The sequence below is a fragment of the Nostoc flagelliforme FACHB-838 genome, assembly GCF_014698065.1.
GTDB classification, from domain to species: Bacteria; Cyanobacteriota; Cyanobacteriia; order Cyanobacteriales; family Nostocaceae; genus Nostoc; species Nostoc flagelliforme_B.
Window position 1 is genome coordinate 1 of record NZ_JACJSI010000206.1, and the last position, 10,508, is coordinate 10,508.

General features: G+C 42.9%; 12 protein-coding genes and 1 pseudogene. 7 read left to right on the top strand and 6 right to left on the bottom strand.

The annotated features are described in order from the left end of the window. Positions 1-151 precede the first annotated feature (151 nt). Complete coding sequence (locus tag H6G97_RS37310) at positions 152-1,651, top strand: type IV secretory system conjugative DNA transfer family protein (RefSeq protein ID WP_242055816.1); 1,500 nt, start codon at positions 152-154, stop codon at positions 1,649-1,651. A 208-nt stretch (positions 1,652-1,859) separates the two neighbouring features. Further along, positions 1,860-2,531 (top strand): response regulator, encoded by a 672-nt coding sequence (locus H6G97_RS37315; RefSeq protein WP_190945747.1) that lies wholly within the window; start codon positions 1,860-1,862, stop codon positions 2,529-2,531. A 421-nt stretch (positions 2,532-2,952) separates the two neighbouring features. Here H6G97_RS37315 and H6G97_RS37320 read toward each other — a convergent pair whose 3' ends face one another. The 5 genes from H6G97_RS37320 to H6G97_RS37340 all read right to left on the bottom strand — a co-directional run bounded on the left by H6G97_RS37320 (position 2,953) and on the right by H6G97_RS37340 (position 6,556). Then, complete coding sequence (locus H6G97_RS37320) at positions 2,953-3,348, bottom strand: hypothetical protein (RefSeq protein ID WP_190945748.1); 396 nt, start codon at positions 3,346-3,348, stop codon at positions 2,953-2,955. A 509-nt stretch (positions 3,349-3,857) separates the two neighbouring features. Continuing rightward, complete coding sequence (locus tag H6G97_RS37325) at positions 3,858-4,157, bottom strand: HNH endonuclease (protein ID WP_190945749.1); 300 nt, start codon at positions 4,155-4,157, stop codon at positions 3,858-3,860. Positions 4,158-4,244: 87 nt separating this feature from the next. Further along, complete coding sequence (locus H6G97_RS37330) at positions 4,245-5,264, bottom strand: tyrosine-type recombinase/integrase (protein ID WP_190945750.1); 1,020 nt, start codon at positions 5,262-5,264, stop codon at positions 4,245-4,247. An 86-nt stretch (positions 5,265-5,350) separates the two neighbouring features. After that, positions 5,351-5,575, bottom strand: a complete 225-nt coding sequence (locus H6G97_RS37335) for a hypothetical protein (protein WP_190945751.1) — start codon at positions 5,573-5,575, stop codon at positions 5,351-5,353. 21 nt (positions 5,576-5,596) lie between these two features. Beyond that, on the bottom strand, positions 5,597-6,556 hold the full coding sequence (locus tag H6G97_RS37340; RefSeq protein WP_190945752.1) for a LysR family transcriptional regulator: 960 nt from the start codon (positions 6,554-6,556) through the stop codon (positions 5,597-5,599). 144 nt (positions 6,557-6,700) lie between these two features. Between H6G97_RS37340 and H6G97_RS37345 the strand changes: the two genes are divergently transcribed. The 5 genes from H6G97_RS37345 (at position 6,701) to H6G97_RS37365 (ending at position 10,031) form a co-directional block, all read left to right on the top strand. Next, positions 6,701-7,294 (top strand): VOC family protein, encoded by a 594-nt coding sequence (locus H6G97_RS37345; RefSeq protein WP_190945753.1) that lies wholly within the window; start codon positions 6,701-6,703, stop codon positions 7,292-7,294. A gap of 63 nt (positions 7,295-7,357) precedes the next feature. Beyond that, a complete protein-coding gene (locus H6G97_RS37350; RefSeq protein ID WP_190945754.1) occupies positions 7,358-8,338 on the top strand; it encodes an SDR family NAD(P)-dependent oxidoreductase in 981 nt (326 codons plus the stop codon). A 39-nt stretch (positions 8,339-8,377) separates the two neighbouring features. Then, a complete protein-coding gene (locus H6G97_RS37355) occupies positions 8,378-8,956 on the top strand; it encodes a VOC family protein (protein WP_190945755.1) in 579 nt (192 codons plus the stop codon). A 91-nt stretch (positions 8,957-9,047) separates the two neighbouring features. Then, complete coding sequence (locus tag H6G97_RS37360) at positions 9,048-9,587, top strand: VOC family protein (protein ID WP_190945756.1); 540 nt, start codon at positions 9,048-9,050, stop codon at positions 9,585-9,587. 126 nt (positions 9,588-9,713) lie between these two features. After that, positions 9,714-10,031 (top strand): putative quinol monooxygenase, encoded by a 318-nt coding sequence (locus tag H6G97_RS37365; protein WP_190945757.1) that lies wholly within the window; start codon positions 9,714-9,716, stop codon positions 10,029-10,031. Between the two features lie 279 nt (positions 10,032-10,310). Here the strand turns inward: H6G97_RS37365 and H6G97_RS53615 are convergent. Continuing rightward, positions 10,311-10,508, bottom strand: a pseudogene (locus H6G97_RS53615) (hypothetical protein); the annotation flags it as partial.

The following is a 10,508-nucleotide window of genomic DNA, read 5'->3' on the forward strand; positions in this document are numbered from 1 at the left end:
GTAGTAGAGGTACTCATAGCAAGAGCCAAGTCATTGAGGAGCCGGATGAGGTGAAAGTCTCACGTCCGGTTCTGAAGACGAGCGGGACTCGTGAGAGTTTCGCTTAGTTTAATCGTTTGGGGGATTCCTGGGGTTTGCGCTAGCTGGGTGGATGCTTCGCCATTGCCAAGAGGAGGAGAAGCAGAGGGCAGTTTTTGAAGACATCGCCCAAAAACGGGATGCAGCAAAGGCAGAGATGGCCGCACGTTCTGAGCTACTAGAGAGTTACCGAGATGTTGCGATCGCAGAAGTCCAATTGCAAGCCGATTTAGATTTGATAGCCAATGATCGCACTGTTGATATCCAAAAAGCGGAGATTTACGCCCATACGGAAATTGAAGTTACCCAAATGGAGGCATCCGAGGCTATCTTTGAGGCGCAAACGGCGGGGATGACTGAAGAACAAAAGGCAGATTACATTAAGCAGCTTCGTGAGATGAAAACGCCCTATCTGCAAGGTAGCCAGACTTTACAAGGGACGATTGACCCGAACGACAAGGTTACTGGAGATGAACAGGGCGCAATCGCACCGGGAGCAACCCCAACAGGTGATTACCTTCACCCATCAGAACCTCTTGCCCTCAATACTTTACAAACTCTAGCCAGAGCAGATAGTTCCACTGCTTTAGTCGCCGCACCAGGAAGCGGGAAGTCAGTAACCCTCAATTACTTAATTGGGCGGATTTTGGCTGATTCCCCAGGGGCGGACATCTGGGTAATTAGTGCTAAGAATGATAGTTTTTGTGGTTTACGAGAGAAGGGGCGGGTAATTGTCTTTGATCAGGAAAACCCAGATTTAGCCAAAGAGGTAATTGACAACTTTTACACCTCGTACAAACAGCGTAAGCAACTACTAGAATCAAAGCGCGAATCCTTACCACCATTGATTCTAATTTTGGATGACTGGTTAGTGATTGCTGACCAATTAAGTAAGCATTACTCCGACTGGAATTATGGGGGAAAATTACTTGACGTTTTACTGATTGGTAGAGAGTTTAATACTAAGTTTATTGCCTCTTTACAGTCTTTTAATCTGGCAGCATTGGGCATTGAAAAGATGGATGCTCAAACACGTCTCTGTCTCAATTTATTGTTGTTAGGTAACAGGTATATCAAGAACGGAAGGGAACAAGAATCTTATGGGGTGCTGGAGTTGATTTTAAATAGAGGTGACATTATTCCGGGTAAACAAGAGAGAGAACAAATCAAATCTAAGTACTTGGATATGAAAGCAGTCTCTTATCAAAACCTCCGTCCAGTTATGATTGCTTCCGTTGGTGGTTTTGTTGTGGCATTAATGCCTCTCTTATCTAATAAAGTCAACTCGATTGCTTCGGAGCAGGAATATCTAGATAGAGTATTTGACCTGGAATTTAATTTAAATCCTGCTCACAATGGACATTCAAAGCCATTATCTGAAGTAGCGAAAAAGATTTATGAATACTTCCAGAATGTGAAGTCTAAAACGCCAAAAACATTACGTGATTTGAAGAAGGCAGACAGGTTATCCGGCTATTCAGAATCAGAACTAATTGATGGTTTAGCTGAATTAGTAGAGAGGGAGAAGATAAATTGTGACGGCAATGATAACTACTCCCTGCCTGATTGGTGAGCATGATGCCGTGATGCCGTGGTAACACTAACAGATGTTTTACAGGCTTTTCTGAGTGGACACGGCATACGGCACAATCACGGCAATCCATACCCTGTATAGGTCGTAGCCTACGGCACTGCTACGGCAGCACGGACACCCACGGCAGAAGCATCAATAATAAGTCCGCCAATAAACAGCCATTTATTATTAGAGGATTAATAAAATCATGCTGAAAATAGTAATTGTTGAACCAGAAATATTCACTCTCTTAGGCATCAAAGGTGCTATTGAACAATCTCCTGATATAGAAGTTACAGGGTCAGCCACCAGTGGAAAGCTGGGGTTTCAGTTAATTGAACAGATGAACCCTGATGTTGTGCTAGTCGATTTACTATTACCTGACATGAGTGGTTTAGAACTTACTCGTTCAATTAAAACGAATACTAATAGTAAAGTGGTGATTTTTACTAATCAGACTCATGAAGACTTTATTAACTCGGCTTTCCGTCATGGGGCTGATTCTTATATGCTCAAAAGTGCTGATATAGAATTGATTGAACTAGCCATCAAGAGAGCTTACTTTAATGAATGTCTACTTGACCCGAAGCTGGCTAAAAAACTGTTAGAAAGCCTTTATCAAAACAGATATATCGACCCTAGTTTTGCTGACAAAAACTTGCTTGACTCTCCCACCGAGCGGCAAATACAAGTCCTGCGATTACTGGCTCAGGGTTTAGTTTTTGAACAGATTGCTAAAGAAATGTTTCTCTCTGTTAGTACAGTCAAACATTATGCCAGCGATTTGTACAGTAAATGGCACGTCAAGAACCGTTATGAGGCGATAAAAAGAGGCGCGATGCTCGGTTATATTGACTATAACTTGATTGTGAATGAATGATCTATTGGTGAGGAGACGGAAGGATTAAGTCGGGAAGTGGTGGGGTTTAATTCTCTCAACAGAAATGGTTGATATTATTGATGCATTTCACAATCTCCAGATATAGAAGTAAGTGGTGAAGCTACTTGTGGAGAGATAGGTTTGAAGTTGGTTGAAGAAACTAAGCAACAGGTGGTTGTAATCGATTTGCTCTTACCGGATATGAATGGCTTAGTGACGGCATAGCTCCAAAAACCCCAATGTATTTTTTGATTGATAAAAAGTAGTTTTGGGTGTGACTCTAGCCCTGCGTTAGCGTTAGCGAGTACTTGCCCAGGGGCAACGCTAAAGGCGAACGAGCGGCGGCACGAGCCTCACCCAGAGGGTTAGTAGAACAACCAATAACCATTGATGAATTGGTTAATGCTTTTGAGGTTGTCTACTACAGTCGTATATAGATTCCTGGTCTAAACACTGGTCGTCCATAGTAGCCGCGTTGTCTATACCGTTGTCTTAGATACTGCTGTCGTCGAAACTGCTGTCGTCTATACCGTTGTCCTCGACGAAACTGCCGTCCTTCATATCGCCGTCCTTCATATCGCCGTCCTTCATATCGCCGTCCTTCATATCGCCGTCCTTCATATCGCCGTCCTTCATATCGCCGTTGAGCAATCAAAAGCTCTCCGGTTTCACCTTCAACTAAGTTTGCTTCTGTCGCAACATTCTGTTCATTAGGAGCGTTACTTAAAGAACTAGCCTCCGCTGAAGCTAATGAGGGTGGATAGACGAAAGTAAATAGCAATACCACTATTGAGGATAGCTTCTTGAAACCTTTCATGTTTCTGCCTACACTAGATATTCGCTAACTATGTTTATTAAACACTTTTAATTTCGAGAAAGATATATTACACACTTTCGCTAAATTCTACAGTGAAAAAAGTCATGAAAATACTCGGATAAAATGTTAGCTCAAGCAGCCAAAACAAGTTACTTGTTTTAATCTAGAGAAAGATATATTACATATTTTAGTAAAATTTAAAAGTGACAAAAGTCATGAAAATACTTGGATGAAATGCTGGATCAAGCAGTCAAAAGAGTTGTCTATATGAAATAACAGACGAGGTTCTACCAATAGAAGCACTCCAGCCTCTTTGGGAAGGAAAAGTTAACGACATGACTCAATCCTCTGTCGTCAATTGCGAATAATACCCCACCCTGTTCTCAAGGACGGGAGCTGTGGAACATAGATGGCTTGCTGCCGTTGGTTGAGTTTTTCTCACAGATGAAGGTGTTTACTCCCGACTGCGGTGGCGCTTTTACAGTACCTTAGTTCAATAAGAAGCTGGCTCAAAATAAAGATAATTGTCCTGGCGATACATTTCCCCTGCGTCGCGTATGAAAACTGAGGTGGCAAGCTGTGCATAAGGCATATAAGTTTTCTCGACGATTATCTTCTGGCAGAAAATTTTTATGATGTACTGTTAGTGTTAGCGCCGTTCTAAGAGAACGGGAAAGTTCGGACGTATCATCACCGGGACGAATACATTGCAACTGACATTTAGAACATCGCCAGTCCACAGATTGTTTGACTTCCAGAGCGATATCTGGCCAGTTTTCTGGATAACGTGACTGAGATTTTTGGGGCATTTCCTGATTCTAAAAATGCGTTGCAATTTAATTACTATTTCTTGAATAAGATTAATCTACTATAATTAGTCGATTTATTAATTTTTCTCACTTGGAATCCTTCAACATTCCCGTCAACAATTCCGACATCTCCCACAGGTCTTTATTCCGGTTATCGTCATAAATCATCAGCGTTCGCGGGTCAGCATGACGGCTCAACTTCTGCACCTTTCTGATATTCCCATCAGTAGCATCGAGCGCCGCCGTAATCGCCGAATGTCTTACCCTGTGAGGTGACATGGGTTTCTTCACCCCAGCGAACTTAAAAGCAGTAGCCACTATTTTATAGATGGCATCCGTAGTCAATCTATGCCCTGAATTATGAAAATCTAACGCTGTAAAAATCGGTAAATTGCCATTCAAATCCCCTCGTGCAATTAACCAATCTGCAAGAGCATGAGCCACATCGCGTGACATATCCAAATATTCTTCATTCGTTCCCTTACCCTTCCCCAAAACTCTCAACTTGCGTCCATAAAAATCAAAGTCCCCCACATTAAGATGGCATATCTCCTGGCGACGCAACGCTAAACCCCACAGCACCAGAAAAATCGCATAGTTGCGTTTACCAATCAATGTTTCTCTATCAAATTGCTGAATCACAAGAGAGATCGCTTTGCTATCAACACCCCGCGTATCTCGGTACGCCTTAACCTTCTCCCCCGACACATCTTCCAGGGAATAGTTGCACACTCCCAACTTGCGCCCCATCTTCGCCAAGGACTTAATCGCCGCCAACCGCCGATTGATGGTTGCCTCCCGCAGCCCAGATTTAATCAACATCGCTTTGTACTTCAACACCACCATCACTGCTTGCTCTCGCTGCAAGTGCAGAAACTCCAGCACACTATCACCAGTTGGCGGCAATAAAGTCATCTTCAGAAAGAAATCCTTCAAATCCTTTTCATAAGCCCGTCGAGTATTGGGGTTGCGCTTATCTGCCAACAGCTGCGCCAACACATCTGGGTCAGTGTCAAGCTGCGCGTCAAAATATCTTGCGATCGGTGCATCTAAACACGCTTCCAACTCGACTTTAACCAATTCCCCCCAAACCGGCTCGTTAGGCATAAATGCTCACTGCGTCGTTATTGATAATGCGTTTTTCCAATAACGACTATCATTGCATACAATGTTCTTGCCTGAACGTTTACACTTTAATCAACAATCAGACACCTGTTGCGGAAGTCAGTAAGTGTCATAAGCGCTGTAGTAGTCTGTAAAATTGCTGTTTTGATATCAATTTTGATAGCTAAGATCGAGGTATGTGGTGCAGCAGACCTTGAACCACAACCTGCGATTAAACCACCAGCTCTCCGTTGCCCATGCCTAAATCTGGCGATCGCAGTAGTCTTTTCGTGCCTGGGTAGGCTTAAACTCATACTTAGCAGTCCAGAGAGCTTTTATTCAACAATTTTCTCCAGCCTAAGTTGACCCATTAAATCAACCATAAAATCAATAAAAGCGCGAACTTTTGCTGATAAATGCCGCTTTTGTGGATAAATTACCGATATCGGTTCACCAGGAGCAGCATAGTCCTCAAGTATCGGTTGAAGTTCACCACCTGCAATTGCTCTTCCAGCAACATAGTTAAGAACTTGCACTATTCCCGCGCCCGCAATTGCAGCTTCCAGTAAAGATTCGGCATGGTCAAATCGTAAGGAACCCTCCACAGGCATTTCAAATTGTTCGCCTTGGTGAGGCAGTGCGTTGCGGGGGTTCCCTGGAGTGTGCAAACTGCCATGTTGAAAGCGCCACTCAAACACCCTTCGTGTTTGGGGATAGACAAAATTTATACAGTTATGTTGCTTCAAGTCTTGAGGAGTTTTGGGAATACCGTGGCGTTTGAAATAATCCGGTGAAGCACAAACAACAAACCGCACTGTCGCCACCCGATGCATAATTAATCGACTGTCCGTACCAATACCCAAACGCACAACCGCATCAATTCCCTCTTCAATTAAGTCAACAAAGCGGTCATTGAGAGATACATCCAGCTTGAGTGAAGGATATTTCGCCGTCAACAGAGGTAATGCCCCAACAATGTGCATTCGCCCCAGCGCCATTGTTAAATCAATTCGTAGCGTTCCGCTGGGTTGATATCGCGTTCGCAGCAGTTCTTGTTCTGCCTCTTCTAATTCATCGATAATTTGCCGACAGCGTGCGTAAAAAGCAGCACCGTCATCCGTCAACGTCACACTACGGGTGGTGCGGTTAAGTAAGCGGATTCCCAGTTCTTCTTCCAGGCGTTGCACGGCTTTGCTGACGCTGGATGGCGACATCCCCATTTGTCGCGCAGCTTCTGAGAAGCTGCGGTTTTGGGCAGCGCGGACGAAGATGATTAGGCTGTTGAGCTTGTCCATGCCCACCAGCTTAAATGATTTTTGAACTTTATTCACAAGTCATGTGAAATGTAACTACTTTTTCTTCTTTTTGCCAAAGGTTAACTTGAAGGCAATAGACGATTGCACTCGCGCAAAAAAAAACAGTAAAAAGGAGAAGCCATCATGTTTAAGAAACTACTGCCTATCGCGATCGCTACAGTTGAACTCACTGTTGGTAACTTAGCGGGACTTAACCAAAATTCCTTTTCTGTATCTGCACAATCGAGCAATGAACAGAAAAAAGAAACATTTGATACTAATACTCGTAACGGTCGTGGTTTGGATTCGATGAAACACTTTAATGTTTCTATTTCAGTCCCCGATGTGAATGCCAGCGTAGATTGGTATCAGCGCGTGTTGGGCTTCCGCAAAATTTCCCAAGCAGATTTGTCCAATGGGGTGTCTATCGCCATGATTGAGCGTAATGGTGTGGTTATCGAATTTTTAGAAGTAGCAAATTCCCAACCAATGCCAATGCTAAACCTTGACCCACCAAATCACCTGAAATATCAAGGAATAAAGAACTTTGTTTTATGGGTTGATGACATGGATACAAGCGTGCGTGAGTTGAAAGCTAAAAATATCCAGTTTGTCTGGGAAGCCCGTGAACTAAGAGAAGTTGGTACTCGCGTGACTATGTTTCGAGATAACAACAATAATCTCATCACGCTTTGGGAGCGTCGCGGCAACGTTTGGGAGCGACTGAATCGCCCTTAAAGAACTCAGAAGATAGAACAACTATCAAACTTTGAATAAACTTTTATCAAGGAGAAAACGACAATGAGCCATTCCAGAAAGCCTTTCAAAATCTCTGCTACACGACGCAAGTTGATTTTTGGTGGTACTACAGCTTTGGGAACGATGGCAGTTATTGGCAATCAAGCACTTAATAGTCATCAGGTCAAGGCGAACGAAAACCAAACTCTGACACAGCGATCGCCAATTCGCTCTGCAAACGGACGATTTAATGGCAAAGTTGTTTTAATTACAGGTGCAACGAGTGGGATGGGACGCACCGCAGCTGAACTCTTTGCCAGAGAAGGGGCAAAAGTCATGTTTTGCGGCAGACGCGAAAACTTGGGTAAACAAGTGGAAGCCACAATTCGCAACAATGGTGGTGAAGCAACATATATGCGTGCTGATGTACGCGACCCCAAACAAGTGGAAGCTTTCGTAAAAGCAACTATTCAGAAATATGGTCGGCTTGATATAGCTTACAACAACGCAGGTATTGGTCGTGTACCAGGTTTTGGACGAATTCATGAGATGACTACGGAACATTGGCAGGAATTAAATAGCACCAACTACGACGGTGTGTTCTACTCCATGAAGTATGAGCTACAACAAATGCTCAAGCAAAAATCAGGTGTCATTATTAACAAGGCTTCGACATTAGGGCTTGTGGCATTACCAAATGTTGGTGCGTATGTAAGCTCTAAACATGGTGTAGTCGGTTTGACGAAAGCTGCGGCGCTGGAGTACGCTACCCAAGGTATCCGCGTGAATGCAATTGCACCAGGCCCCATCGAGACAACTTTCCTGAATCAGTTTGTTAACCCTGTAGATACTCAGCTTTATCAACAAGTCAGTAACTCTATTGCTAACAAAGTCCCGCTCAAACGTTGGGGACAACCAGAAGAGATAGCGAATGTAGCTTTGTTTCTCGCGGACGAAGAAGCCAGTTTCCTCAATGGACACATCATGGTGGTGGACGGTGGTATGGCTGCCCATGAAGGTTCTGCGGCTGAAGACCGCCTGTAGTGCTAAATTGATCCGTCCGAAACAACACCAGAAGTAATTATGCTCAAAAACGCAGTTAATAAGGCGCTTAGTTGCACTGTAATTGTTGCAATTGTTGGTTTTTCTGCAATGGCGCATGACCAAGCCCAAGTGCAGAAGCCAGCCACTCCTGTTACACCACTAGGTTCGGCCAAATTGCATCATGTGGCAATTTCGGTTACTAACTTTCAAGAGACGGTTCGGTGGTATCAAGATAAACTTGGCTTCCGAGTTACCGGAAGACGCGATTTACCTCAACTATCTACACAGCAAGCTTTTCTAGAATTAAATGGCATCCGTCTTGAAGTATTTGCACGCAAAAGCTCGTTTCGAGTTCAACCGCCAGTGACTAATGTTCCGGATGATTTGCTAATACAGGGTTACAAACATCTGGCAATTGTCGTAGACGATTTAGATATCGTCGCCGCAGAACTCAGGAGAAAGGGCGTTAAGTTCCTGTGGGAACCAAGAGTAGATGAGGCATTGAAGCTTAAGCTCTGCTTCATTCAGGACAACAACGGGAATTTGATTGAACTGGTTGAGGAACTCAAGCAAACTAAATTTTCAAGCTTATTAGCATCTGTGTACCTAAATTGGTGAATTATTTTCACAAGTTATATGACAGTAAACTGCTTTTTCTATCTATTGGCACAAGTTATTGTTAAGTCATGAACGCGCAGGAATTTTCACCATGCAACCTAAAGGCTTGAAAAAACTAATAGCAGTTATCCTTACCACAACCGGACTTACAGCAAGTACTAGTCTTTTTGCAATTGCTAACCAAAACCAACCTAAAATAAATTCACAAGCTGACATGGGGCTTGAAACACTGGAAATTTACAATGTCGCCATCTCAGTTCCAAATATTGACGAATCTGTGCGTTGGTATTCAGACAAGTTAAGCTTCAAGTTGCAAAGTAGAAGGCAAGTTTCTACAGGTATTGAGATTGCCTTGATGGAAAAGAATGGCTTTTTCATTGATTTAATCAAAATCCCTAATCAGCGAAATTTGGAAGGAAAACCAAAAAAACCTCCAGCACATTTAGAGGTTATCGGCATCCGCAATATGGTGTTTTACGTGAATGACTTAAAAGCAGCGAATGCTCAGTTAAAAGCCAAAGGTGTACCACTGATTTGGGAGAGCCGTTATATTCCCGAAATTGGCACATCGATTACAAATTTTCGGGACAACAATGGCAATCTCATCGCTATTTGGGAACGTCAAAAATAGATTTTCCCCACATCTAATTACCAAACTTTCACCAGTTAAAAGTATGAACGCACACACCAATTTATTCACAAATTATCAACTAGGTTCGCCCCAACTTCCCAACCGCATCGTTCTGAGGGAAGAATTATGAGTAGCAAACCTATAACTGTATTAGTTTCAGTCCGTACTAAGCCTGGTATGGAAGAAGCCTACAAAAAAGAACTGATGAATGTTCTCAAACACGTCTTTGCTGAACCAAACCTGCTTAATTTCAAAGTCAACCAGAATCCTCACGACCCGACTAAGTTTATGTTCTACGAGACTTGGGCTGACAAAAACGATTTCGAGACAGCACAACTCAACAGACCTTATCGCAAACCTTATTTAAAACGAACAAAAAATTTATTGGCTGAACCGATCCAATGGACAATTTGGGAAACAATTCTTAGCCTCAAAACAAATTAAGCATAGGTAATTACAAACGGTCATATCTCGTGCGTTACCCTCGGCAGGTGTGATCCACTTTTGACAAAAAATTATTATGAAAGCTAATTACAGTTTTTATTCATCTTCTGGGAAAGGAAGCTTTCCAATAACGTCTATCATACGGCAACAAGCAGGGGCATTAATCAAAACATTCCGTAGAGAGCAAAATTATCCTTGCGGAACTAGGCAAGTGTCAATTGGTAATGGTATATCTGTAATTTCCTGCTTTGATATCAAAATTGATAGCAGAGGATGTAGTCAATGTGTCCAATCCTCCAGCACCAAATTGGGAATTTGAGAGAAATCCTTTTGGTTACGAGTAACCATCACCGCATTTGCCCTTAGAGGATGTTTGAAAAGTCGGAAAAGGTGTAAAAAAGCTCTCTCAGTATAAGCTGTGAATAGATAATAAACAGTACCGAGAGAGTGACATGAGTAAAGCATATCCCAGCAACC

Coding starts and splice junctions, on each gene's coding strand:
- H6G97_RS37310 (WP_242055816.1), top strand. CDS start 152: ATGCTTCGCCATTGCCAAGAGGAGGAGAAGCAGAGGGCAGTTTTTGAA.
- H6G97_RS37315 (WP_190945747.1), top strand. CDS start 1,860: ATGCTGAAAATAGTAATTGTTGAACCAGAAATATTCACTCTCTTAGGC.
- H6G97_RS37320 (WP_190945748.1), bottom strand. CDS start 3,348: ATGAAAGGTTTCAAGAAGCTATCCTCAATAGTGGTATTGCTATTTACT.
- H6G97_RS37325 (WP_190945749.1), bottom strand. CDS start 4,157: ATGCCCCAAAAATCTCAGTCACGTTATCCAGAAAACTGGCCAGATATC.
- H6G97_RS37330 (WP_190945750.1), bottom strand. CDS start 5,264: ATGCCTAACGAGCCGGTTTGGGGGGAATTGGTTAAAGTCGAGTTGGAA.
- H6G97_RS37335 (WP_190945751.1), bottom strand. CDS start 5,575: ATGAGTTTAAGCCTACCCAGGCACGAAAAGACTACTGCGATCGCCAGA.
- H6G97_RS37340 (WP_190945752.1), bottom strand. CDS start 6,556: ATGGACAAGCTCAACAGCCTAATCATCTTCGTCCGCGCTGCCCAAAAC.
- H6G97_RS37345 (WP_190945753.1), top strand. CDS start 6,701: ATGTTTAAGAAACTACTGCCTATCGCGATCGCTACAGTTGAACTCACT.
- H6G97_RS37350 (WP_190945754.1), top strand. CDS start 7,358: ATGAGCCATTCCAGAAAGCCTTTCAAAATCTCTGCTACACGACGCAAG.
- H6G97_RS37355 (WP_190945755.1), top strand. CDS start 8,378: ATGCTCAAAAACGCAGTTAATAAGGCGCTTAGTTGCACTGTAATTGTT.
- H6G97_RS37360 (WP_190945756.1), top strand. CDS start 9,048: ATGCAACCTAAAGGCTTGAAAAAACTAATAGCAGTTATCCTTACCACA.
- H6G97_RS37365 (WP_190945757.1), top strand. CDS start 9,714: ATGAGTAGCAAACCTATAACTGTATTAGTTTCAGTCCGTACTAAGCCT.